Origin of the sequence: Actinopolyspora biskrensis, assembly GCF_013408175.1 — a bacterium.
Taxonomy (GTDB): domain Bacteria; phylum Actinomycetota; class Actinomycetes; order Mycobacteriales; family Pseudonocardiaceae; genus Actinopolyspora; species Actinopolyspora biskrensis.
In genome coordinates this window covers 412,032-436,547 of record NZ_JACBYW010000003.1, presented here as the reverse complement: position 1 = coordinate 436,547, position 24,516 = coordinate 412,032, and the positions used below count along the sequence as shown (strand labels likewise).

At 68.5% G+C, this 24,516-nt stretch carries 21 protein-coding genes; 13 read left to right on the top strand and 8 right to left on the bottom strand.

The genetic code is table 11. The annotated features are described in order from the left end of the window. The first annotated feature begins 338 nt into the window (after positions 1-338). Positions 339-1,472, top strand: a complete 1,134-nt coding sequence (locus FHR84_RS10405) for a Shedu anti-phage system protein SduA domain-containing protein (protein ID WP_218862632.1) — start codon at positions 339-341, stop codon at positions 1,470-1,472. 880 nt (positions 1,473-2,352) lie between these two features. Then, positions 2,353-2,691: a hypothetical protein gene (locus tag FHR84_RS10400; RefSeq protein WP_179535248.1), complete on the top strand. Its 339-nt coding sequence runs from the start codon at positions 2,353-2,355 to the stop codon at positions 2,689-2,691. 409 nt (positions 2,692-3,100) lie between these two features. Here the strand turns inward: FHR84_RS10400 and FHR84_RS10395 are convergent, their stop codons facing one another. The 4 genes from FHR84_RS10395 to FHR84_RS10380 form a co-directional block, all read right to left on the bottom strand. After that, positions 3,101-3,427 carry a TilS substrate-binding domain-containing protein gene (locus FHR84_RS10395; RefSeq protein WP_179535247.1) on the bottom strand — a complete coding sequence of 109 codons (327 nt, stop codon included), beginning with the start codon at positions 3,425-3,427 and terminating at the stop codon, positions 3,101-3,103. Next, positions 3,424-3,732, bottom strand: a complete 309-nt coding sequence (locus FHR84_RS10390) for a hypothetical protein (protein WP_179535246.1) — start codon at positions 3,730-3,732, stop codon at positions 3,424-3,426. The genes FHR84_RS10395 and FHR84_RS10390 overlap by 4 nt, the downstream gene beginning before the upstream one ends. Before the next feature lie 47 nt (positions 3,733-3,779). After that, on the bottom strand, positions 3,780-4,565 hold the full coding sequence (locus FHR84_RS10385) for an alpha/beta fold hydrolase (protein ID WP_179535245.1): 786 nt from the start codon (positions 4,563-4,565) through the stop codon (positions 3,780-3,782). Between the two features lie 87 nt (positions 4,566-4,652). Continuing rightward, positions 4,653-5,369 (bottom strand): SDR family NAD(P)-dependent oxidoreductase, encoded by a 717-nt coding sequence (locus tag FHR84_RS10380; protein WP_179535244.1) that lies wholly within the window; start codon positions 5,367-5,369, stop codon positions 4,653-4,655. Between the two features lie 77 nt (positions 5,370-5,446). Between FHR84_RS10380 and FHR84_RS10375 the strand changes: the two genes are divergently transcribed. From FHR84_RS10375 to FHR84_RS10345, 7 genes are all read left to right on the top strand, one after another. Further along, complete coding sequence (locus FHR84_RS10375; protein WP_179535243.1) at positions 5,447-6,253, top strand: helix-turn-helix transcriptional regulator; 807 nt, start codon at positions 5,447-5,449, stop codon at positions 6,251-6,253. Between the two features lie 444 nt (positions 6,254-6,697). After that, positions 6,698-8,215: a sodium/proline symporter PutP gene (gene putP / locus FHR84_RS10370; RefSeq protein WP_179535242.1), complete on the top strand. Its 1,518-nt coding sequence runs from the start codon at positions 6,698-6,700 to the stop codon at positions 8,213-8,215. Between the two features lie 341 nt (positions 8,216-8,556). Continuing rightward, complete coding sequence (locus FHR84_RS10365; protein WP_179535422.1) at positions 8,557-9,735, top strand: IS30 family transposase; 1,179 nt, start codon at positions 8,557-8,559, stop codon at positions 9,733-9,735. Between the two features lie 173 nt (positions 9,736-9,908). Further along, positions 9,909-10,832, top strand: coding sequence for an ABC transporter ATP-binding protein (locus tag FHR84_RS10360; RefSeq protein ID WP_179535241.1), 924 nt, complete (start codon positions 9,909-9,911; stop codon positions 10,830-10,832). A gap of 5 nt (positions 10,833-10,837) precedes the next feature. After that, positions 10,838-11,605 carry an ABC transporter permease gene (locus FHR84_RS10355; protein ID WP_179535421.1) on the top strand — a complete coding sequence of 256 codons (768 nt, stop codon included), beginning with the start codon at positions 10,838-10,840 and terminating at the stop codon, positions 11,603-11,605. Further along, the gene (locus tag FHR84_RS23235) at positions 11,602-12,714 is read left to right on the top strand and encodes a histidine kinase (protein ID WP_179535240.1); all 1,113 of its coding nucleotides are present in this window, start codon (positions 11,602-11,604) and stop codon (positions 12,712-12,714) included. The genes FHR84_RS10355 and FHR84_RS23235 overlap by 4 nt, the downstream gene beginning before the upstream one ends. Further along, on the top strand, positions 12,714-13,325 hold the full coding sequence (locus FHR84_RS10345) for a response regulator transcription factor (protein ID WP_179535239.1): 612 nt from the start codon (positions 12,714-12,716) through the stop codon (positions 13,323-13,325). The genes FHR84_RS23235 and FHR84_RS10345 overlap by 1 nt, the downstream gene beginning before the upstream one ends. A 702-nt stretch (positions 13,326-14,027) precedes the next feature. Here the strand turns inward: FHR84_RS10345 and FHR84_RS10340 are convergent. The 4 genes from FHR84_RS10340 to FHR84_RS10325 all read right to left on the bottom strand — a co-directional run bounded on the left by FHR84_RS10340 (position 14,028) and on the right by FHR84_RS10325 (position 19,754). Continuing rightward, entirely contained in the window at positions 14,028-15,599 is a 1,572-nt protein-coding gene (locus FHR84_RS10340; RefSeq protein ID WP_179535238.1) for a Na+/H+ antiporter NhaC family protein, read from the bottom strand. Positions 15,600-16,019: 420 nt separating this feature from the next. Continuing rightward, on the bottom strand, positions 16,020-17,516 hold the full coding sequence (locus FHR84_RS10335) for an FAD-dependent monooxygenase (protein WP_179535237.1): 1,497 nt from the start codon (positions 17,514-17,516) through the stop codon (positions 16,020-16,022). Positions 17,517-17,869: 353 nt separating this feature from the next. Then, positions 17,870-18,385 carry a MarR family winged helix-turn-helix transcriptional regulator gene (locus tag FHR84_RS10330; RefSeq protein WP_179535236.1) on the bottom strand — a complete coding sequence of 172 codons (516 nt, stop codon included), beginning with the start codon at positions 18,383-18,385 and terminating at the stop codon, positions 17,870-17,872. Between the two features lie 166 nt (positions 18,386-18,551). Continuing rightward, entirely contained in the window at positions 18,552-19,754 is a 1,203-nt protein-coding gene (locus FHR84_RS10325; protein WP_179535235.1) for a dipeptidase, read from the bottom strand. Positions 19,755-19,918: 164 nt separating this feature from the next. On the opposite strand from FHR84_RS10325, the gene FHR84_RS10320 reads away from it, so the two are divergent. The 4 genes from FHR84_RS10320 (at position 19,919) to FHR84_RS10305 (ending at position 24,476) form a co-directional block, all read left to right on the top strand. Then, positions 19,919-20,590: a haloacid dehalogenase type II gene (locus FHR84_RS10320; RefSeq protein ID WP_343075221.1), complete on the top strand. Its 672-nt coding sequence runs from the start codon at positions 19,919-19,921 to the stop codon at positions 20,588-20,590. Between the two features lie 190 nt (positions 20,591-20,780). Beyond that, positions 20,781-21,038 (top strand): DUF3311 domain-containing protein, encoded by a 258-nt coding sequence (locus FHR84_RS10315; protein WP_179535233.1) that lies wholly within the window; start codon positions 20,781-20,783, stop codon positions 21,036-21,038. A 1-nt stretch (position 21,039) separates the two neighbouring features. Beyond that, entirely contained in the window at positions 21,040-22,710 is a 1,671-nt protein-coding gene (gene mctP, locus FHR84_RS10310) for a monocarboxylate uptake permease MctP (protein ID WP_179535232.1), read from the top strand. A gap of 113 nt (positions 22,711-22,823) precedes the next feature. Further along, positions 22,824-24,476: an FAD-binding dehydrogenase gene (locus tag FHR84_RS10305; RefSeq protein ID WP_179535231.1), complete on the top strand. Its 1,653-nt coding sequence runs from the start codon at positions 22,824-22,826 to the stop codon at positions 24,474-24,476. Positions 24,477-24,516: the final 40 nt, after the last annotated feature.

Here is a 24,516-nt window from a genome sequence, read left to right as displayed (position 1 = left end):
CGAGCGCTCGGGAAGCTTTCCGACGATCGCCGACGTGGCCGGCCTTGTGCCGCTGGTCCCGGCGATCGCTGCCGCGGCCGTGGACATCGGGGATCGCGGGGCGATCCGCGCTGCCCACAGCCTTGCCCCGAACGTCGCAAGCCACCTACCCGACAGGCCCCCAACAAGCAGAAGTTGGTAAGGGAAGTAACCACTGGTCCTGGGCCCCCTAATACGCGAAACTTATGTCGCGGTAATTACTGAGGGAGGTTAGAACTATGCACTTCGTAAGCTTCGGGGAATCTCCCGAGGCCAACGAGGTGACCTTCGCCGAAGGGCGCCTAACGACGAGGACCTACGTGTCAAGCAGCTTCATGACGCGGTTTAGCCAGGACGAAGGGTATCCGTCGCGCTACATCTACCGGGTCTTCGATGAGATACCCACTGACGATGAGGACGATTGGGATTGGACGAGTGAAGTGGTCTACACGACACCCGGGGGGCGTAAGCAGCTGCAGCTCCAAGTGGCGCGTACCGAGGGGGCGGTTCGCAAGCTGAAGATTCAGAAGGTGCCAACTAACGGTGACCGTACGAGGCTCGAAAAAGTTCTGGAGCTGAATCGCGAGCAGGCGACACGTCTGATTGAGATGCTGCGGGCGGTCGATGGTATCCCGGTTGAGGGCGGAGAATCAGTTCGCGTTGATGATCAACTTCTCCGCGATATCTTCGCTGACCCCTCAGCTGTGGAAAATATGTATTCACAATATCCCAATCGCTTCCGAGAGTTGATCGAAAACGATGCTGAAGCAGATGATGTAATAGCACTTAAACATCGCAGGAGTGTTGTGGATCAGATGCGTAGATGGCTAGAGAACGAGGAGGAATTTAACGCGGCAGCTGCCAAATCAAACGGCCCCGAGAGGGCGTGGCAAGAATTGCTCGAAAACAACCCTTGGATCCTCGGGGTAGGACTCGGGGGGAAGCTATACACATCCTGGGACAAAAGAAAGCTCGAACAAGATGTCACAGGGCGAAGCGTCAAAGGAGTCGGCAAGAGGGTCGATGCTCTCCTGCGCACAACTGGACTCATCAGTTCGCTCACCTTTGCCGAGATAAAGCACCATCGGACACAATTGCTCGACAAAAAGGGAGACTATCGCGCCGGTTGTTGGAAGCCATCGGATGAAGTTGCTGGAGCTGTCGTTCAAGCACAACAGACCGCCCACCTAGCGTGCAGCAGCCTCGATGAATACCTTCCTGACACTTCGTCCGAAGGAGAACGACTCCCATCGGGCACGTTCCTCCTTCGGCCGAGATCTTTCGTCATCGTGGGAACGTTGAACCAACTCACTGGCTCTGAAGGAGGGGCTGTACTCGACCAGGTTCGAAGCTTCGAATTGTTTCGACGGAACCTAAGTGAGCCAGAAATCATAACTTTCGACGAACTGGTGGCTCGCGCCGAATGGCACGTCGAGTCGGCAGCGCAAAAATAAGTAACATAAAAAATCTATAACGTTGAGAGTTATCGTCCTGGAGAGATAACTTGCTTCTCAGGGGTGGCCAGGGTTTTTATCCTGCCTGGCCACCCGAGCTCGATAAAACAGGGTTAAGGATGCAATCTTGGTAACGAATCGTATCGTCTAGTGTGACTGCTACACCGTTTAACACGGCCTGGTCGGGCAAAGTCAGATCAAACGAGATGAGGACGAAGCCCTACCTCGTCAGGTAACTCGGGATCAAGATCATGAGTGCACTTTACGTGTACGAAACGATGACAGACAACGACTGACATCCACCGGCAACGGATATGCTGATCGGCGTTCCTTCCCAGCGCACAGCAGTGATCGAGCATCGCTGACAACTGATGACAGCGATGGATCATTACTCCACGGGTTCAGGGTTCGAGTCCCTGGCGGCCCACCGAAATCCCCGGTCAGCTAGTTCCGCTGGTAACCGATCAAGATCACGAGCGCATTTTGAGTGCGCAAAACTCGTGAACTAGTTGTCGATGGCCCGTTCAAGGACGATTCCTGTCGGGCCCCTCGAGGAAGCTCACCACCGCACGCCGGTTCGACTGGCCATCATGGCCGGTCAAGCTACTGTTCCCGCGAAGTCCGGTCCCGCCGCGGCCGTCCTCGCCGGCCACTTCTTACGGGCAGGCCGCCATACCCGTGGTGTAGTCCCGCATCCGGTTGAGCTCAGTTCGGCCCGCTCTCATGTCGGGGACGGCTCTGTTCGGCAGGGGCCCCACCGGTCTGCCGGCCCGGAATCGACCACGATCCGGTGATCTTGCTGTGCGGTCGTGCGCGACTGCTGCTAGAACGCCTCCGGTTGTGACAGCAACCCATCGAATCAACACGGAAGAGAACGTGGATGCGTCACATCGCCAGCCCGTTGACCACGATCGCCGCTGTCTGCGTGCTGGCACTGGCCGCGACCCCGGCCCACGCCGCCCGGGGAGCACTCACCTTCCTCAGCAGGTCAGGGCAGAAGATCGCCGCTATCGCCCACGAACCGGCCAACGGCTGCCACCAGCTCCCGGACCACTGGAAGAAACTGGGTCGTGTCATAAACGGCACGAACGCGCGAATCCTGTTCAGCGCCGATTCCTGTGGTGTGAAAGATCCATGGACCCAGCGAGTTGTCCACCCCTCCGGGCAAGGCTACGTACTGCCGGGAACGCTGAGCTACCACGTGCTCCCGGAGAGCTGAGCGCTCGAGCACGAGGCAGCGGTCCCCGCGCCGAGGCAGGGGCGCGGGATTTCCTTGCCGCACCCGCACCGACCATCCCGACACCGTGACCAGTCGAGCACACGGTTCCGCGCGAGGTGTCCAAGCCCAGTGGAAGTGCACTTCAGGTGCACGAGACACTGGCGGACAACGCCTGCCCCCGCCCCGCGACGGATATGCTGAATGGCGTTCCGCCGCAGCGCATAGCGTGATCGAGCATCGCTGACAGCGGATGGCAGCGATGGGTCATCGCCCCACGGTTCAGGGTTCGATCCCCTGGCGCCCCACCCGAACCCTGGTCGGACTCTTCGCTCTCCGGCAGCTCCAGGGCGTCGAGCACGGATTCGTTGCGGGGCGTTGCCCGGCTTTTCAGCTGTGGTTGCCCGGCTTTTCAGCTGTGGTGGAGTTCCTCGCGTGCCACGCGGCGGGCGATCTCTTCCACTTGAGCAGTGGTGGGGGAGTCACCGCGGTGTTCCCGCATGGCCTGTCGCAGCAGGCGGCGTACCAGCGCCGAGGTGGGGATGTGCTCGGTGGCGGCCCACTCGCGCAGCTGGGCGTCCAGTTGCTGGTCGATGCGCAGGTGCAGCGGGACGTCCAGTGTCGTGGCGTTCTCGGCTGCTTCCGCTTCGGCGTTCTCGGCTGCTTCCGCGGCGACCTCGGCCCGGATCGCGGCATGTCTGGCACGGCGGTTCGCCCGGCTGTCCTCGGTTTTCGTCATGTTCCGGCCTCCTTGTTCTCCAGATAGTCGCGCAGGTCGGCCCCGCGCGTTTTCCAGGCCGTGACCCCTGAGAAGTCCTCGGGGTCGACGATGACGGTGATCACGGACTCGGCGCTCGCGGAGTAACCGATGATCCGGATGTAGCTCGCTCGGCTTTTCGGGTCCGGGTCACGTAGCACCCGGTGCGAGTCCGCGGCTGCTTCTACCGTCCAGCTCGGTTCGATGTCGGTCGCTCCGGGATAACGAATCGAACGAGTACGTATGTGCTCGATATCCTCTTCATCCCACCAGAGCTCGGTTGTCACGCTCCGATTGTAGCGCAATGTGCTACCGAGTCCAGTCCCGGCGCCGCTCACGCGATCGTGGCGAGGAACCGCTCGATGTCGGCGGCACAGCTGTCGGGAGCCTCGACGAACGGCACGTGCCCGATGTCGAAGTACACCTGCAGACCGCACCGCGGAATGGCCCGCTGGGTGTCCAGGTGGTTGCGCAGCGGGACGTGCCGGTCGCGATCACCGCAGACGAGCAGCGTGGGTACGTCGACGGCGGCGAGCTCCGATCGGGGGGTGAAGTTCCGCATCGCGCGGGCCGAGCCCTCGATGTGCTCCGGTGACGCCGACTCGACCGCCCCCATGAGTTCCTCCAGGTACTCCGCGGACGGGGGCCGGCGGAACGCCGCGCGAGCGAACGCGCGCTGCTGGTCCCGCGTCGGGTGGGCGAGCGCGTCGAAACTCGCCTCGTCGGGCAGGAAGTCGAGCCCGGTGGTCGACGCGGGAGCCACGAGCACGAGCCCGGCGAACCGGTCCGGGTGATCGAGCACGGCCCGCAGCGCGATCGCGCCGCCGAGACTGTGCCCGACCACGACCGGCCGGTCGATGTCGAGCTCCGCGCACAGGCCCGTCAGGTCGGCGCCGTACTCGTCGATCGTGCAACGCCGCCACGTCTCGGCTCCCCCGCTCGCGCCGCAGCCTGCCAGGTCGAAGAACGTGGACCGGTACTTGTCCCCGTCGAGCCGTTCCTCCAGCGGACGCCATCCCGTGTGGTCGTTCTGGAAGCCGTGAACGAACACGAGTTCACGGTCGCCGTTGCCCGACTGCCGGGTGGCCAGCTCAGCGCCTCGGATCGTGTGGTGTCGCACGTTCGGGAGCCTATCCGCCGCACCCGCGGCCGGTGAACGCTTGATCGCGGATCTCCGCCGGGAGTGCGCGAACGGCCGGACGTTCGCTCACCACGGCACCGTCGTCCCGTCCCAGGAGAAGAACTCGCCGCTGGGGCCGTCGTCGTCCAGCAGCGCCAGCCGGACCGCCTGCTCGGCCGCCTCGGCCGGATCCCCGCCGTCGCTCGCCGCCCTGTCGTTGAGCTCGGTGGCCCGCAGCCCGGGAGCGAGCGCGTTCACCTTGAAGCCCTCCCCGGAGAGGCTCTGCGCGTGGAGAACGGTCAGCGCGTTGAGCGCGGCCTTCGACGTGCGGTAGGCGGCGGCACCGCCTCCTCCGGTCGCGAACCGGGGGTTGGTGTTCGTGCTCCACGTCAGCGACCCGGTGCCGCTGGAGACGTTGACGACGCGCGGGTGGTCCGAGCGCCGCAGCGCCGGCAGGAAGGCGTTGGTGACCTCCAGCACGCCGAACACGTTGGTCTCGTGGACGCGCCGGAACTCCTCCGCCCCGGAATCGGGGGCCTCCGCGAAGGAGTCCGAGAGCCCGGCGTTGTTGACCAGGACGTCCAGCGTGCTGACCGTTCCGGCGGCTTCGGCGATGCAGGCGGAGTCGGTGACGTCCAGTCGCACGAGCCGGGCGTCACCGCCGAGCTCCTCGACGGCTCGCCGACCGCGCTCGGTGTCGCGGGAACCGACGTGCACCGTCATCCCGGCGGCGATGAGCAGCCGGGCGATTTCCTTGCCGATACCCTTGTTGGCACCGGTGACCAGAGCTGTCGAATGCTTCACGCCCCTGACGGTTCCAGCCACCCGTCGGTCCGACCAGGTACGGACGATCCCCCTCACGAGTGTGGACAGGAGGCGACATGCCACGTACGGAACTCGCGGACTTCCTGCGCACCAGGCGGGATCGCCTCACTCCGGCCGACGTCGGTGTGCCCGCCGGGCAACGCAGGCGCACACCGGGGCTGCGCCGTGACGAGGTAGCCCGGCTCGCCCACATGTCCGTCGACTACTACACCCGACTGGAGCAGGCGCGCGGACCGCGTCCCTCGTCGCGCATCCTGGGCACGCTCGCCGAAGCTCTGCACCTCTCGTGGGCGGAGCGAACGCATCTCTTCCGACTGGCAGGTGCGGGCGCGACACCACTCACCGGGCCGGTGCGCCGGGTTCGCCCCCACGTGACCGCGATGCTGCACCGGATCCCGGGCACGGCTGCCCTCGTCACCGACGCCACCTACAGCGCCATCGCCTGGAACCCCCTGGCGGAGGCCCTGCTCGAAGGCCTGCGGGACGAGCCGAACCTCGCCCGGCGCCACTTCCTGCGGATCGGGCCCGACGAGAACTCCGAGACGGAGGCGTTCGGCCCCATAGCGGCGGCACGGCTGCGTGCCGCGAGTGCGCGGTACCCGGACGACGAACCGCTCTCGCGACTGCTGGCGGAGCTGTTCGCGAGCAGCGACGAGTTCCGCGAGCTCTGGGGCACCCACCCGGTCCACGCTCCCGGACACCGGCGCAAGGTCCTCGCCCACCCCGAACTCGGGCGGCTCCGCGTCAACTGCGACGTGCTGCCGATCGAGGAGGACGACCAGCAGCTCGTCCTCGTCACGGCCGACCCCGGTTCCCCGGCCGCCGAGGTCTTCGCCCGGCTGCCCGGACGGGACGGCTCGTAGCGGAGCACCGCCACCCGCGCAGGGCAACCGCGGTGCGGGTGGCGGGACACTCGATTCCGGAACGCGGATCTCGGCACGCCCATTCGGGGATCCGCAGCCTCCCCGAGTCGGTCCGGAAGAAATCGACGATCGCGCGGTGCGCGAGAAGTGCTGCCGCGGCTGATTTCGGGCGCACATCGTGCGGGTTCGAATACGGATTGCGAATGAATCCGCGTGGCGCAGCGGATTGCGGCGTTCGGCCGTCCCGACGGGCCTCCTCGTTGTCCGAACGGACAAGAGCGCAGGACAACTCGTGTAGGATCACATGAATACGGCGTGGGTGAGGTCACCTACTATCCATCGCACACTTACCGCGAATACACGTGTTGGCCTCGAGACGCGAACGTCGACCCAGCAGTCCGCCTCGTCGGGAGTGCATGTGCCATCTCGGCTGAAGGAGTAGCAGTGTTTGAAATCAGCCCATCGGTACTGACGACCTTCGCCGCGTATCTGGTCGTCATGATCGTGATCGGGGTGTGGGTGTACCGACGAACCAACACCCTCGCGGACTTCGCACTCGGCGGCCGCCGCCTGAACGCGCCGACGGCGGCACTCTCGGCGCAGGCCAGCGACATGTCCGGGTGGTTGCTGCTCGGCCTGCCCGGAGCGGTCTACGCCCAGGGAGTGGGGGCCACCTGGATCGCGGTGGGGCTGGCCCTCGGCACGTATCTCAACTGGCTGTTCATCGCTCCACGGCTGCGCACCTACACCGAGCGGGCGAGCAACGCGGTGAGCCTGTCCGCCTACCTGGAGTCGCGGTTCGAGGACCGGAGCCGGGCGCTGCGCATGGTCTCCGCCCTGGTGATCGTGGTGTTCTTCACCGTGTACGTCGCCAGCGGTCTCGTCGCGGGCGGCGTGCTGTTCGAGGACTTGTTCGGCGTGGACTCGAGGCTGGCGATCAGCGTGTCCGTGGCGGTGATCGTGCTGTACGCCTTCCTCGGCGGGTTCCTCGCGGTGAGCTTCACCGACGTGGTGCAGGGAACGCTGATGTTCCTGGCGCTGCTGGTGCTGCCGATGGTGGGGATCGTCCTGCTCGGTGGATTCGGCGGGCTGGGCAGCACGCTGACCGAGCACTCCCCGGCGCTGCTGGACATAGGTCAGGAGGCGAGCTTCTCCGACGGGAGCTGGTCGAGCGGCAGCGAGCTCGGGTTCATCTCGATCGTGTCCCTGCTGGCCTGGGGACCGGGTTACTTCGGTCAGCCGCACATTCTCGCCCGGTTCATGGGAATCCGCAGCGTGCACCACATTCCCGTCGCCCGCCGGATCAGCACCGGCTGGGTGCTGGTGACCCTCGCCGGGACCTCGCTGGTCGGTCTGGTCGGCATCGGTCTGCTCGACCAGCCGCTGGACAACCCGGAGCGGGTGTTCATCGCGCTGGCACAGCAGCTGCTGAACCCCTGGATCGCCGGTGTCCTGCTGGCCGCGGTGCTGGCCGCGATCATGTCCTCGGCCGACAGTCAGCTGCTGGTCGCCTCCACGGCGTTGACCGAGGACTTCTACCGCGCCTTCGTCAACAGGGCCGCCTCGGAGCGCGCCCTCGTGTGGGTCGGGCGGGGCGCCGTGATCGTGGTGGCGATAGTCGCCTACGTGATCGCGCTCGGCGGCGGTGCTGTGCTGGACATCGTGTCCTACGCGTGGGCGGGCTTCGGCTCCGCTTTCGGCCCGGTGATTCTGCTTTCGCTGTTCTGGTCGCGCATGACCTGGACCGGAGCGCTCGGCGGCATCGTCGGCGGTGCGGTCACCGTCGTGGTGTGGCAGAACGTGGACGCGCTCAACGGCACGGGCGTCTACGCGATGATCCCCGGCTGGGCCGTGGCGCTGCTGGCCGTCGTGGTGTTCAACGGGCTCGGCAAGCGCCCCGAGCGGCTCTGGTCCGGATCCATGACCGATCCCGTCGAGGAGCGCGCTGCCGCTGAGGCCTGAGGTATCGCTGCGGATCACTCCGCAGGGGGTCCTCGAGCCGGTCCGTGTCCGCCCCGGGAGGACGACGTGCCCCGCACACCGTCGGCGGGTTCTAGCGATCCCTGCAACACTCTGGGATTCAGGGAGTTGCGGGGATCGTGGTTTCCGGAGAGTTGAAGGCTCGGTTCTTCGAGGCGTTGGGGCGGGAGTCGGGCAACGTTCTGGCGGCTGCCCGTGTGGTGGGAGTGAACCGGAATACGGCCTACGGGTGGGCGCGTAAGGCTGGCATCTCAGGGCGGGGAAAGGTCGGTCCTGCCAGGCATCCGGGGCGTCTGGAGTACGAGCGTCTTCGTGTGGCGGGCGTGCCGCGGCGGGCTGCTGCCTCGCGGGTGGGTGTTCACCTGCGCACCGCGCAGGACTGGGATCGGGGCTGGCGCAAGCAAGGGCACGTGCGGATCCATGACGATGGCCGTCGGATCGACTACAAGATCGGTGTGACCACCATTGTCGCCGCCTCGTCAGCACCGTCGCTGGCCGCGGTTGAGGCTGACCTGCACCCCCGTTTCCTTACGGTGACGGAGCGGGAGATGATCGCCGACCTACTCCGTCAGGACGCTTCGCTGCGGGCGATCGGGCGAGCACTGGGCCGGTCGGCATCGACGGTCAAGCGCGAGATCGACGCCCGTTCGTTCGACGGGGTCTACCGGCCGCACGCGGCGCAGCGGGCATGGGCAGGCAGTCGCGCCCGCCCGAAGACGGCCAAGCTCGCTCAGGACGGGTCCTTGCGTGACTACGTCGCTGGCAAGCTGCAGCAACGGTGGTCTCCGGAGCAGATCTGTCACGCTCTGGTGGAGGAGTTTCCCGATGACGAGAGCATGCGGGTGAGCACGGAGACGATCTACCAGGCGATCTACGTTCAGGCTCGCGGCGGGCTACGACGCGAGGTCGCCGACGCGCTGCGCACTGGACGCACCCGCCGCAAGCCACATCACCAGCCTGATCAGCGCACGCCTCGCTTCGTCGACGAGATGGTGATGATCTCCGACCGGCCCCCCGAGGTCGCCGACCGGGCCGTGCCAGGGCACTGGGAGGGCGACCTGATCGTCGGCACCGGGTCGCAGTCCGCGATCGTGACCTTGGTCGAACGCACCACCCGGTATGTGATGCTCGGACACCTGCCCGGCGGACACACCGCCGAGGAGGTCCGCGACGTCCTGGTCCCCCTGATCGCGACCCTGCCCGAACACCTGCGTGGCTCGCTGACCTGGGACCAGGGCTGTGAGATGGCCGCCCACAAGCAGTTCACCGTGGCGACCAGGGTGCCGGTCTACTTCTGCGACCCGCACTCACCCTGGCAGCGCGGCAGCAACGAGAACACCAACGGCCTGCTGCGCCAGTACTTCCCCAAGGGCACCGACCTGTCCGTCCACAGCGCCGAAGACCTCGAACACGTCGCCCAGCAACTCAACGGACGACCACGCAAAACGCTCGGCTGGAGATCTCCAGCCGAGCGCCTGCATGATCTACTAACAACCACATAGGCCATCAGGTGTTGCAAGGACCCCGAGAATCCGCCGTCCTCCCGGGGCGTTTTCGTTCCACGGGCGGATCCCGTCCGGACTGACTTTTGTCATCCGCGAAAGATGACGCCACTTCACTACCGCTCGGTGGGCGGCAGGCGCGATCGTGGAGGGCGAGCGGACGGGAGGGGCCGATGAGGACTGTGTTGGACGCGCGGGACGTGTGGTTCCGGTACGGGAGCACGGATGCGCTGCGGGGAGTGGACCTGCGGGTCGACGCGGGGGAGTGCGTGGCGCTGCTCGGGGCGAACGGAGCCGGCAAGACCACCTTGGTGAATCTCGCGACCGGGCTGCTGTCGGCCCGGCACGGAGCGCTGCGAACGGCCGGGGGAGACCCGCGGCGGGCCGCCGTCCGGCGGCATCTGGGGGTGGTGCAGCAGTCCTTCGGCCTGCCGAAGGCGCTCAAAGTGCGGGAGCTGGTGACCGGGGCCGCCGTGCGCTGCGGTCGCCCGGCCGCGACCGCCGGGCCGGTGCTCGCCGAGCTCGGGCTGGGCGAACTCGCGGGCAGGGGAGCCGCCGAACTCTCGGGTGGGCAGCAGCAGCGTGTCCGGTTGGCGATGGCCCTGGTCAACGAACCGGCGCTGCTGATCCTGGACGAGCCGACGGCCGGCCTGGACGTGTCCGCGCGCAGGCACTTCCGGCGGGTCGTGGAGCGGCGCCGTGCGGAGGGGACCGGGGTGCTGGTGACCACGCACCTGATCGAGGAGGCGGCCGCGGTGGCCGACCGGATCGTGGTCGTCGACCACGGAGCGGTGCTGGCCGACGAGCCCCCCGGGGCACTGGCGAACCGGTTGCCCGACCGCACCGTCACGGCACGGACGAGCCTGTCCCGCTCCGGGCTGAACCGGCTTCCCGGGGTGATCTCCGTCGAGATGCGCGGGACGACGGTACGGCTGGGCACCCGGGCTCCGGAGGCGCTGCTGCGCGAGCTGCTGGACGCGGACCCGGGGGTGAGTGATCTGCGGGTCGAAGGCGCCGGGCTCGAGGAGTCGGTGGTGGCGCTGACCGACGCCGCCGCTCCGGGAAACGGCACCGAGGAGCCGGAGGTGGCACTGTGAGCGGGATGACCGGTGTTTCCGCGCGGAACCGCGTCCTCCTCGGTGCGGTGCTGCGCGTGGAGATCGCCGACGAGCTGCGTTCGATCCTCCGGGAGCCGACGGCGCTGTTGTTCTCCGTGCTCATGCCGGTCGGGTTCTTCGCGCTGTTCGTCTCGATCTTCGGCGGTTACGACGCCGGGGCGATACCCGCGGGCACCCGGATGCTGGCCACGTTCGGCACTTTCGGGGTGCTGTCGGTGACCCTGATGAACCCCGGTGTGGGCGTGGCCCAGGACCGCGAGCTCGGCTGGCTGCGCGCCAAGCGGGTATCGGCCGTTCCGGTCGGCGTGACGCTGCTCGCCAAGATCGCGGCCGCGCTGCCCTACGCGGTGGGCGTGCTGGTGGCGATGACCGTTACCGCCGCCCTCACCGGTTCGCTCAGCGCCTCGCCTGCCGAGCTGCTGCGCGTTCTCGGTGTGCTGCTGGTGGGGTCCGTGCCGTTCGCGCTGTTCGGGGTCGCGGTGGGGTTCCGGCTCAGGGCGAACGCCGCGGCGGCCGTGCTGAACGCGGTGCTGATGCCCGCCGCCGTGTTCTCCGGGCTGTGGATGCCGCTGCGGATGCTGCCGGATTTCTTCGCCGACGTCGCGATCCTGCTGCCCACGCACCACCTCGCCCGGCTCGCGCTCGCCCAGCTGGACGGTGGGCAGGTGTTCGGGCACGTCGCGGTGCTGCTCGGTTCGACCGCGGTGGCGGCGACGGCGGCCGGGCTGTCGTACAGGTACGCCCGGCTGTGACCCCGGTATCGACCACCGGGTCCGGCGCGCGGCACCGCGGGTGGTGGCGCAGGGTCGGCTGGGCTCATCTGGTGTATCTGGGCATCCCCGCGTTCCAGCCCGCGTTCGATCCCGCCCCCGAGCGGTGGGAGTGGGGGCTCTACGGCGTGATCGTGCTGCTCACCGTTCCGCTGTACCTGGTCCCGTGGCTGCGTCCGGACCGTGCGCTCTGGGGTTCGATGGTGCCGATGACCGTGCTCGGCGCGCTCACGGTGCCGTTCAACACCGGTGCGGGGGTGCTGTTCGTCTACACCGCGGCCACGGCGGGGATCTCCGAGCCCCGGCGCGTGGCCGTCCGCTGGTTCATCGGGCTGACCCTGCTGCTCGGTACGCTGACGACGTTGTCGACGGTGCCGATGCCGTGGCGGCTGTGGGGAGTGGTTCCCTCGGTGCTGTTCGTCTGGATCATCGGTTTCACCCAGGTGGAACACGCCGAGCGCGAGCGGGACGCCACGGAACTGCGGTTGCGCCTGGCCCGTATCGAGCACCTGGCCACGGTAGCCGAACGGGAGCGGATGGCCAGGGAACTGCACGATCTGCTCGGGCACTCGTTGACGGCGGTGATCATGCACGCTCAGCTGGTCCGGCAGCTGGTCGAGGTCGATCCGGAGCGGGCGCGCTCAGTGGCGGGCGATGTCGAGGGCACCGCGCGGCACGCCCTGTCCGAGGTGCGTTCGGCGGTGGGCGGATGGCGGCACGCCACCGTCGACGGTGAGCTGGAGTCCGCGCGGGACGCGCTGTCCAGCGCCGGGGTGCGGTTGACGGTCGAGCGGGACAGCGGTCTGAAGCTGGTGGCCTCCACCGAGCACGAGCTGGCGCTGGTGCTGCGGGAGGCGGTCACCAACGTGGTGCGGCACTCGGGCGCGCGCACGTGTCACGTGGGGCTGCGCGCGGAGCGGGGGGAACTGCGGATGACGATCTCGGACGACGGGGTGGGCGGGAGGTTCCGGGAGGGCAACGGCATGGCCGGGATCCGGGAGCGGGTCACCGCCGTGGGCGGGGAGCTGCGCAGGAGGAGTTCCTCCGGAACCACGTTGACCGTCACGCTCCCGCTGGAGGTGGCCGTCTGATGGGCGGAGAGATCACCGTCGTGCTGGCCGAGGACCAGACCATGGTGCTCGGCGCCTTCGCGGAACTGCTCGACGCGCAACCGGACATCTCGGTGGTGGCCTCGGTGACCACCGGCGGGGAGGCGCTCGAGGCGGTCCGGCTGCACGGCCCCCACGTGCTGCTCGCCGACATCGAGATGCCCGGGTGGTCCGGGCTCGACGTGGCGCAGCGGTTGCACGAGCAGCGGTCCGCGGTCCGCGTGGTCATCGTGACCACCTTCGCGCGGAGCGGGTACCTGCGTCGTGCGATGGACGCGGGGGTGTTCGGCTACGTGCTCAAGGATTCCCCGATAGGGGATCTCGTGGACGCGATTCGCCGGGTGCGTGCCGGGGAACGGGTGGTGGCGCCCGAACTGGCCGTCACGGCGTGGGAGGGCGGGGATCCGCTCACCGAACGGGAGCGCGAGCTGCTGCGGGCCGTGACCGAGGGGGCGACGAACGCCGACATCGCCGAGGAGCTGTGCCTGGCGGAGGGTACGGTGCGCAACTACGTGTCCACGGCACTGGCGAAGCTCGGGGCACGCAATCGCGCGGAGGCGGCCAACATGGCCAGGCAACGCGGTTGGCTGTGACGCGAGCGGGGGCGGCTGCTCGAGGTGCCCCGCGACGTTCCCGAGGCGTCGGCTCACGTGACGGCTACCCGACCAGCCGCGCGAACCGATCCGCACAACCTCCTGAGCGGGTGCGCGGATAGGGCGAGCACTCGCTCGCTCGGGTCGGTCCTCGGGAAAGCGGTGCAGCCGCTTTCACCCACCCGAGCAGACCACCCCGCGCGCTCTCTATATGAGTGTTTTTCCGGATCCTGCTCGGTGCGAGTACTGATGCCGCGCCCGCGTTCGCGGTGATGTGCTGAGTACCCGAGGGGGCGGAGCCCGGATCGTGCCCGCGTCGTGGAGCTCTCCCCCGGTTCGAGTCGGACGAGTGGACGGGAGAGTGCCGGTGCGGCGAGACGACTCCTCCGGGCGCGAGGCCCGGGAGAACACCCGCGTGAACGAGGGGTTCTCCCCGGAATGGGTGGTGACCGCCCTGGCGCTGTTCGTCGGCTGGTACCTGACCGCGCGCCACATCGGTGAGAACTACGGCTGGTACTGGCCCTGGATCCTGCTGGTGCTCTGCCCGGTCGTGCTGTTCGGCCGCCGGAGGAGGCCGAACGGGTCGGGTCGGACGCGCCCGGAGCGCGAGGACCCCCCGGTGCGCCGGGAACGAACGGACGAGCGGCGGAGGCGGCGGGAGCCGCCGGTCGCCGACGACGGCCGGAACCGGCGGCGTTGCACTCACGGCGCTCCGGACGGCTCGCCCTCGGGGGAGCGCGTCTCGCGGGACAGCCTCCGCAGCACGGCGACGGTCGCGGCGAAGAGCGCGAGCGAGACGAGCAGGCCGATCGAGCCACTCCCCGTCAGCCCGAGAGCCAGGTAACCGACCGCGGAGACACCCGCGATGATCAACGCGTAGGGCAGCTGGGTCACCACGTGGTCGATGTGGTGCGACTGCGCACCGGCCGAGGACATGATCGTGGTGTCCGAGATGGGGGAGCAGTGGTCGCCCCAGATCGCACCGGCCAGCACGGCCCCCAGCACGGCGAACATCAGGCCGGGGTCGGTCGAGGCGGCTATGTCCGCGGCGATCGGCAGCATGATGCCGAACGTTCCCCAGGACGTTCCGGTGGACAGCGACATGAACCCCGCTATCAGGAAGATCAGCAGCGGGATCAGCGCGGTGTCGATGCGCCCGCTCACCAGACCGGCGAGGTATTCCCCGGTGCCCAGCTGGTCGATCACCTCGATGATGGTCCAGGCGAACAGCAGGATCCAGATGGCGGGCATCATCGACTTCACCCCGGACCACAGCCCGCGGCCCAGCGCCGCGTTGCCGGTGCCGCGGCGGCGGGCGAAGAAGATCGCGACGAGCCAGCCGACGACACCGCCGCACAGCAGCGAAGTGGGAACGTCGGTGTTCTCGAAGACCGAGAGCGGGGTGGTCTCGGAGCTCGCCCGCGCCCCGGTCACGATCATCGCGGTGACGGTGGCGACCACCAGGGCCGCGATGGGCAGGACGAGGTCCCGGATCCTGCCCGCGGGGTTGGCCTGCTCGTCTCCGGTGTCGCCCGCGACGGTCCCCTTCGCCGGATCGGTGAGTCCCCCGCCGCTCAGGGCACGCTTCTCGTGGGTGCGCATCGGGCCGATGTCGAGGCCGAAGAACACCACACAGCCGACCATGAGCAGCGCGATCAGGGCGTAGTAGTTGGCGGGCACGGTCCGGACGAAGGCTTCCAGCCCGCCCACGCCCGCGAATCCGCTCACCGTCGCCATGCCTGCGAACACGGAGATTATGTAGGCGCCCCAGCTGGAGATGGGCATGAGAATGCAGATCGGGGCGGAGGTGGAGTCGACGGTGTAGGCGAGCTTGGCCCGGGATATTCCGTGCCGGTCGGTCACCGGCCGGCTGACGTTGCCGACGACCAGCGCGTTGAAGTAGTCGTCGATGAACAGGATCACCCCGAGCAGCGCCGGGAAGGAAAGGGTGCCGCGGCGCGTTTCGAACCGGCGCGCGGCCCATTCGGCGAACGACCTGCTCCCGCCGCACACCGATATGAGCGCCGCGGTCATTCCGAGGACGAGCAGAAAACCGAGAATGAACACGTTGCCCGTGTTGATTCCGCCGTCCGACACGAATATCCCCGCCACGATCTCGTAGAGCATCCCCAGGGAAGGCAGCGGTTCGAACCCGTTCAGCAGGGCCACACCGGAAAGAATTCCGATGCTCAGCGAAAGCAGAACTTTTCGTGAGAGCACGACCAGTCCGAGGGCCAGTATCGGGGGGACCAGGGATAAGAACGAGTCGGACATCGGCGCGCTCCTGGGGATGCTCGGGGTCGTTGAACGTGCCGCACAGCGGCGTGGAGGTTACGGTACCGACAGGCCGCAAGGGGGAGGTGGCTCGCTCGGGCCGGACTTCCGGATGCGGTTTCGGGTCGAGTCGCGTTCGGTTCGCCGTCGGTTACATTTCTCCGCGTCGTCTCCTGTCGGTTTTGCTCGAAGCGGCCCGTTGCGCCGGACAGGCCGGGTGGGGATCACCTTGCCCAGGATAGCAAAAATGCCGGTGAAACTATTTTTCGCCGACGGGCCCCGCCGGCGGATACTCTGCTGGACGACGGTGATTTCCCGGTATGTTCTTGGTTCGGGTTTTCCGTTTCCGTCGTCGGATTCGAACACGTTCGGTGCGGTCGTCGTCTCGTTGTGACGACCGTACCGAGATGTGCTGAGGTGTCAATCCTCGGAAGGGCCGAAGTAGTGGTTCAGGTGTCGCCGCAACCCCCGCGGTGAGGTGTCGCCCGCCGCGTCGGTCCACGCGAGGTAGCCGTCGGGACGCAGCAGCGCGGCATTCCACTCCTGCCGTTCGTCGAGCTCCACCTCGCGAACGTCGACGCGGTCCTTCCACTGCCGGGCCGCGTCCGCGAGGCCGCACGCGGCCTCTTCGGTGAGCAGCAGCAACCCGTCGCCGCGCACCAGCAGCTCGGCGACGCTCGTCCGCCTCCCCCCGGTCGACAGGCCGAGATTGGACAGGAAACGTCCCTCGTGTCCGGCATCGGCGGTGTCCAGCGGTTCGTGGGTGACGCTCTGGCCGCTGATCAGCCCCTGCACGTGGTCATTGGCCTCGCGCAGTTCCAGCAAGCTCCGGAACAGCTCGCGGAGCTGGTCGAACTCCTCGCCGGGATACATCAGCGCCGCTTGCGCCCGCGTGTTGTCGATCGCCGTGCGGGCGGCCGCGTGTCGTTCCACGTGGTAGGTCTCCAGCAGCTCATCCGGGGCCTTGCCGGAGACCACCAGCGCGAGTTTCCAGCCGAGGTTGGTCGCGTCCTGCAGTCCGAGGTTGACCCCTTGCCCGCCCAGCGGCGAGTGCACGTGCGCCGCGTCCCCGGCGAGCAGCACGCGGCCGTTCCGGAAGCGGTCGGCGAGCCTGCAGAAGTCGCTGAACCTGGTGAGGAACTCCGGATCGCTCATGGCGACCTCGAAACCGAGGATCCGTGAGGTGGTTTCGCGCAGCTGTTCGAGGTCGGCCGGTGAGCGGTGGTGGGGCAGCGGCCGGGTGAAGTCGTGCGCGATCACCCGGCTGTGCCCCGCCGGGTTGGGGTTGATCAGGGTCCAGCCGTGGCGTCCGTGCGTCCACCCGCCCGGGACCCCTTCGGGACGACCGAGCCGGACCATTCCGAGCAGGGCGGTGAAGTTGGCTGGGTGGGTGGCGCTGGTGATCCCGGCGTGCTCGCGGACCGTGCTGCGGGCCCCGTCCGCTCCCACCACGTACTTGGCCCGCACGTGGTGCTCGTCGTGGTGCGAGCGGAGGACCACCTCGGCCCCGTGGGCGTCGTGTTCGAACTCCGCGACGCGCAGGCCACGTCGGACGTCGGCTCCCGACTCCCGTGCGAGCTCGTCCAGCGTCCGTTCGAGTTCGGCCTGGGGGGCGCTCAGCAGCGGTGGCCCTTCCGTCGCGGGGGTCCGGAGGGTCAGCGCGGGCAGTCCGGCGAAGTGGAACGGGGCGGATCCGGGGGATCCCGATCCGGGGTTCGGGGCGCGGAGGTACCCCTGCCTGGACAGCGTCTGAACGGTGCGCGCGTGCAGGGTCCCGGCGCGTGGTTCCCGGCGGATCTCCGACGCGGCCTCGGCCACCAGGACCGAGACGTCCCGCTTGCGGAGTTCGTTGGCCAGCAGCAGGCCGACCGGGCCTCCGCCCGCTATCAGGACGTCCACGTGCTCTTGTTCGTTCACGGTTGCCCGCCTCTCCGCCTCGCCCGCCGAGGACGCTCGACCGGTCGCTGCTCGTTCGCCCGATCCGATCCCGGGGAGCCCGCCGGTTCGGGGTCCGCGTCCACGCCAGATACATTTCGATCGAGTACTGTTCGATGTCGAATAGTAAGATACTGGACAGTACGTCGTGGAGCAACGGGTTTCTGAAGGGTTCCGCGCGAGCTGTTCCGCCGTGGACGGGCTGAGAACGTGAATCCCGTGGACAGCGGTTCCGGGAGAGGTGAAGGGGGACGGCGGCCACCGCGACCACCGGGATCGGGCGACCGGGAACCAGGGACGGAGCACGTGCCCGACGGTGCGCGGAAACGGGCGGGTCAGTCGGCGGTGGTGGGAACCCCCGCGTTCAGCTTGCGCAGCAACCCGCACAGCTGGTCGACCTCAGCGGAGGACAGGGCGCCGATGGCGTTCTTGCTCTCGGCCAGGTAGGAGCTCATCGCCCGGTCGGCGACCTCGAAACCGCGTTCCGTCAACCGGACGATTATGATCCTGCGGTTCTGCGGGCTGAAGTGCCGCTCGACCAGCCCGGAGCTCTCCAGCCGGTTGATCCGGTTGGTCATCGTGCTGTTGGACACGCTCAGATGCCCCCCGATGGTTCCGGGGCACATCTCGTACGGCTCGCCGTTCGTGCGCAGCGTGGCGAGCACGTCGAACTCCCAGCCGTTCAGGCCGTGCTCGTTCAGCACCACCCGCAGGCGCTCCTCGATCCGGCGGGAGGCCGTCGCGAGCCCGCCGGTCACGGCGAGCGGAGAGACGTCGAGATCGGGGCGCTGCTCCCGCCACCTCCGTGCGGAAGTCTCCACTCCGTCGGGGACGTTGGCGGTGCCGGTCATACGTGCGATAGTACGCCAGAAGACAGTTCGACGTCGAAAATACGGTTCGGCTCGGGCTCGCCGCCGGGGCGGAAGCCGCTCCGGAGCCTCCGCGAACGGAGCCGCTGGTCGTGGAGCGGTTCTCCGGGCAGGCTCCCGAAGCGGCGGAGCCCGCTCGACCGGCGGCCTACCCGTCGAGCCGCTCCACGGTGGCGATCGACGGTGGCTCGGTGCGGCGCAGCCGTTCGGACACCTCCTCGGCCGCGCGCAGCGCGCGGATCGGGTTGTGCCAGGTCAGCTTGGCCAGGTCCTGTTCGGACCAGCCGCGGTCGAGCAGTTCGGCCACCAGCTCGGGGTAGCAGGACACGTCCCCCAGCCCCGAAGTGGTGAACACCGTCCCGTCGAAGTCGCCGCCGAGCCCGACGTGGTCGACTCCGGCCACCTCGCGCATGTGGTCGAGGTGATCGGCCACATCGGACACCCGCGCCTCCGGGCGCGGTTCGGCGTCCTCGAACTCCCGGCGAGCCCGCCACGCCTCGTCCTCGTCGGCCAGCGGGTGCAGTCCCCGCTCGATCAGGTACCGGTCGAGCCGGGCGTCCCATTCGGCCACCTCGGGCAGCACGAACTTCGGCACGAAGGTCGCCATCGCCACCCCGCCGTTGTCCGGGAGCGCGCCCAGCACGTCGTCGGGCACGTTGCGGGGGTGGTCGCAGACCGCCCGGGCGCTGGAATGCGAGAAGATCACCGGGGCACGGCTGGTCCGCAGCGCGTCGCGCATCGTGTCGGCGGAGGTGTGCGAGAGGTCCACCAACATGCCCAGGCGGTTCATCTCCCGCACCACCTCGGCCCCGAAGCGGGTGAGCCCGCCCGCGGCGGGTTCGTCGGTGGCCGAATCGGCCCAGGGCACGTTGTCGTTGTGCGTGAGCGTCAGATAGCGCACCCCGAGCTCGTACAGCCCGCGCAGAGCACCCATCGAGCAGGCGATGGAGTGCCCGCCCTCGGCCCCCATCAGCGAAGCCGTCCTCCCGAGCTCACGGGCCCGTTCGATCTCGGAGGCCGAACGGGCCGGCTCCAGCCGCTCCGGGTAGCGCTCGAGCAGCGAACGCACGCAGTCCACCTGCTCCAGGGTCGCGGTCACCGCGTTGTCGCCGCCGAGGTCCGTGCGCACGTACACCGACCAGAACTGCGCGCCGACCCCACCGGACTCCAGCCGCCCCAGATCCGTGTGCAGCGATTCCGACTGGTCCTCGGTGAGTTCCCTGCGGGCGAGGTCGTAGCCCACCTGCTCCCGCAGCGCCCAGGGCAGATCGTTGTGGCCGTCCAGGACCGGGGTGGTGGACAGCAGCTCTCGGGCGCGTTCTCGCGATTCGGCGCGCGCTGTGTCGCTCATGGGCCCTCGTTCTCGTGTGCGGTTCTCGGCGGACACCCCGATGATCCCAGTCCGCTCCCGGGAGCTTCCGGTGGCGTTGCCGCGGGCGAACGGGTCTGCGACCTTCGTCGTGGACGGTGGGAACCGGAACCGTCGACCGTGACCCGCACGTGAGGGAGTTGGGCGTGTCCGCACCGGCAGTGGCGTTCGACGTTTTCGGGACCCTCGCCGATCCGGCGAGCTACGCGCGGGGACTGCGGCCGCACACGAGCGAACCCGAGGTGATCGCCGCGTCGTGGCGGCGCTACCAGCTGGAGGTCTCCTGGTTGCTCACCGCAGCGGACAGGAAGCTCGACTGGTCCACGGTGACGGCCCAGGCCCTGGACATGGCGCTGGCGGCCACCCACGTGGAACTCGGCGAGCAGCAGCGCGCGGCCGCGCTGGAGCGGGTCGCCGTCCCCGAGCTGTTCGACGGTGTCCCCGAGGTGCTGGACGAGCTCTCCACCCGTGGGGCCAGGCTGGCCGTGTTCTCGAACGGGGACGTCCGAGGGCTGGACAGGATCCTCACCGAGCACGGGATCGCGGACCGGTTCGAGAAGGTGGTCGGTTGTTCCGAGGTCGGGGCGTTCAAACCCGCACCGGAGACGTACCGGCACCTGGCCGCGCGGCTGGAGGTCCCGCTCGAGGGGATCTGGCTGGTTTCCGGCAATCCGTTCGACTGCGCTGGGGCCGCCCTGGTGGGGATGCGGGTGGCGCAGCTGGCTTCGCCCGCGAGTCCGAACTACCCGTTCGCCCCGGCACCGGAGGTGGTCCTCGACGGGCTCGCTCAGCTGCCCGACGCCCTCCCGTGGGAATGACCGAGGTCGGAGGGCCGGCGGGCTCGGTTCGCGTTGGCCGAGCCCCGGGGCCGCTGGACTTCCGTCAGGAGTGCGCTCAGCGCTCCCGCCGGTCCGGGCGGTTCGGACCTCTTCCCACGCGGATCGGCTCCCATTAGCATGCTGCTACTCGATCGAGTGATCAGGAATACGGCGTCCGGGGGTGCTGTGGATGGTCGATCAGGAGCGCGCGGCGACGGGGCGCACACCGAACCACGACCGTTCACCGTGGAACCTGCTGCTGCTCGTGCCGCTGCTGATGCTGGTTACTCCACTGTGGAACCACGACGAGCCCCGGGTGCTCGGGTTGCCGATGTTCTACTGGGCGCAGTTCCTCTTCGTCCCGCTGGGCGTGGTGTGCGTAGGACTCGTGGTGCGCGCCGCCAATCGGCGCGAACGCGGGACGGAGCGGGACGGGGGAGAGCGCTGACATGCAGTGGACCGAGTTCGGCGTTTTCACCGCGCTGTTCCTGCTGGTTTCGGTCATGGGGTTCGCGGCGAGCCGCTGGCGGCGCGCAGCCTCCATGGAGCACCTCGACGAGTGGGGGCTCGGTGGTCGCAGGTTCGGATCGTGGATAACCTGGTTCCTGGTCGGAGGGGACCTCTACACCGCCTACACCTTCGTGGCCGTGCCCGCCCTGGTGTTCGGCGCCGGAGCTATGGGCTTCTTCGCGCTGCCCTACACCGTGGTGCTCTACCCGCTGGTGCTGCTCCCGCTGCTGCGCATGTGGTCGGTATCCAAAGCGCACGGATACGTCACCCCGGCCGACTACGTGCGCGGTCGCTACGACTCCTCGCTGCTGGCGACCCTGGTGGCCGTGACGGGGATCGTGGCGACGATGCCCTACATCGCGCTGCAGCTGGCGGGGCTGGAGGCAGTGCTGCGCACCATGGGGCTCAACGGAAGCGGCCTCGCCGGGCACGCCCCGCTGTTCCTCGCCTTCGTGGTGCTGGCGCTGTACACCTACCACTCCGGGCTGCGCGCTCCCGCGCTGATCGCCTTCGTCAAGGACCTGCTGATCTACGTGGTCATCCTGGTGGCGGTGTTCTACCTGCCCACGCAGATCGGCGGATGGGGGTCGATCATCGACGATTCGGCCGCCGTGCTGTCCCGGCCGGACCCGGACACCGGACAGGCCTCCGGCTCGATCCTGCTGGGAGAGCACAACCAGCTCCAGTACGCCACGCTGGCCCTCGGCTCGGCGTTGTCGCTGTTCCTCTACCCGCACTCGCTGACCGGGATCCTGGCCTCCTCGGGACGCAGGGTCATCCGCCGCAACATGGTCGCGCTGCCCGCCTATTCGTTCCTGCTCGGAATGTTGGCGCTGCTGGGGTACGCGGCACTGGCGATCGGGGTGGAACCGATCGTCAACGGGGCCACCGGCGAACCGGACTCCAACACGATCGTCCCCGTGCTGTTCGACAGGATGTTCGCGGACTGGTTCGCCGGGCTGGCCTACGCGGCGATAGGCATCGGAGCGCTCGTCCCGGCCGCGATCATGTCCATCGCCGCGGCGAACCTGTGGACGCGCAACATCTACAAGGAACATCTCCGGCCGGGGGCCACCCCGGCCCAGGAGGCCAAGCAGGCCAAGCTCGCCTCGCTGGTCGTCAAGTTCGGAGCGGTGCTGAGCATCGTCCTCATCGATCCGCAGTTCTCCATCGACATGCAGCTCATCGGTGGTGTGATCGTCCTGCAGACGCTGCCCGCAGTGGCCGTGGCGCTCTACACGAGATGGCTGCACCGCTGGGCTCTGGTCGCCGGATGGGGCGTGGGGATGTCCTGGGGGCTGTGGCAGCTGTACCTGATTCCCAAGGACCCGGTCACCGGTCAGGGGCATTTCGGCGGCTCCGCCATGCCGCTGTCGGACTTCAGCCTCTTCGGCTGGCAGCCGCTGCCGGACGTCCGGACGCAGATCTACGTCGGTGCCGTCGCTTTGCTGCTCAACCTGCTGGTGGCCGTGGTGCTCACCCCGGTGCTGCGTCGTTCCGGGGCTTCGCGCGGGACCGATCACACCAGCCCGGACGACTACCTGGCCACCGGGGCGGGGGAGGGCCGGGAGCGGGTGGAGCCCGGGACCGACGAGGTACGTGCGGGTTGAGTTGCTCGTTCCGAGAACGCTGTTCAGGGCCGTCGCGTTCCGGATAACGTGACGCGACTCGCTCCGAGAGCTTCTCGAAGCCGTGGTCGTCGAAACGGACAGGAGGCGGGGTCGTGGCGGACGCGGACGTCGTCGTGATCGGTGCCGGACTCGCGGGTCTGGTGGCCACCTACGAACTCACCCGTGCCGGGCGTTCCGTGGTGGTGGTCGAGCAGGAGAACGCGGACAACCTCGGAGGCCAGGCCCACTGGTCGTTGGGCGGTCTGTTCCTCGTGGACAGCCCCGAACAGCGCAGGCTCGGCATCAGGGACGGCCACGAGCTGGCGCTGCGGGACTGGATGGGCTCGGCCGCGTTCGACCGGCCGGAGGACCACTGGCCGCGCCGTTGGGCCGAGGCCTACGTGGCCTTCGCGGCGGGCGAGAAGCGCGCCTATCTGCGGGGGCTGGGGATGCGGTTCATGCCCTTCGTCGGCTGGGCCGAGCGCGGGGACGGCACCGCCACCGGCCACGGCAACTCCGTCCCGCGGTTCCACTTCGGCTGGGGAACGGGCCCCGAGGTCGTGCGGGTCTTCGCCGAGCGGGTGCGTCGGGCCGAGCGCGCCGGTCTGGTGCGCTTCGAATACCGCCACCGGGTGGACGAGCTGCTCGTCTCCGGAGGCGCGGTCCGGGGGGTGCGGGGCAGTGTGCTGGAGCCCTCGGCCGAACGGCGGGGGGTGGCCTCCTCCCGGACCGTGGTCGGCGAGTTCGAGCGCCACGCGCAGGCCGTGGTGGTGGCCTCGGGAGGCATAGGGGGCGATCACGAGCTGGTGCGGCGGAACTGGCCGGAACGGCTCGGCCGGGCACCGGGCCGCATGCTCACCGGGGTGCCCGCCCATGTGGACGGTCGGATGCTGGGGATCGGCGAGCGGGCCGGGGCCAGTGTCGTCAACCGCGACCGCATGTGGCACTACACCGAGGGCATCGCCAACTGGGACCCGGTCTGGCCCGGACACGGTATCCGCATCCTGCCCGGTCCCTCCTCGCTGTGGCTGGACGCGACGGGCAACCGGCTGCCCCCGCCGTACTTCCCCGGCTTCGACACCATGGGAACGCTGCGGCGCATCCTCGAAACCGGTCACGACCACAGCTGGTTCGTCCTCGACCGGAGCATCCTGGCCAAGGAGTTCGGCCTTTCCGGCTCGGAGCAGAACCCCGACCTGACCAACAAGAGGCTGCGGGACCTGCTGGCCAGAGTGGGCGGTGGCCCGCCGGGCCCGGTCGAGGCGTTCGAACGCCACGGGGTGGACTTCGTCGTGCGGGACAACCTGCGTGACCTGGTCTCGGGGATGAACGAGCTGACCGGGAACCAGCTGCTGGACCACGAGAGGGTGCGGCGCGAGGTGGTGGCGCGGGACCGCGAGATGAGCCGCGCCTACGGCAAGGACGCGCAGATCACCGCGATTCGTTCGGCACGTCGGTTCGTCAGCGACCGGGTGCTGCGTGTCGCGAGCCCGCACGAACTGCTCGACTCCCGGCACGGGCCGCTGGTCGCGGTGCGGTTGCGCGTGCTCACCCGCAAGAGCCTGGGCGGCATGGAGACCGACCTGGACTCCCGGGTGCTGCGTCCGGACGGCGACGTGCTGGACGGGCTCTACGCCGTGGGCGAGGCCGCCGGGTTCGGCGGGGGCGGGGTGCACGGTTACAACGCCCTCGAGGGCACCTTCCTCGGCGGGTGCGTCTTCTCCGGAAGGAACGCGGGCAGGGCACTGGCACGGGACCTCGGCTGAGCGGACCCGTTCGAGGGGAGCGGCCGCCGAAGTGTCGGTG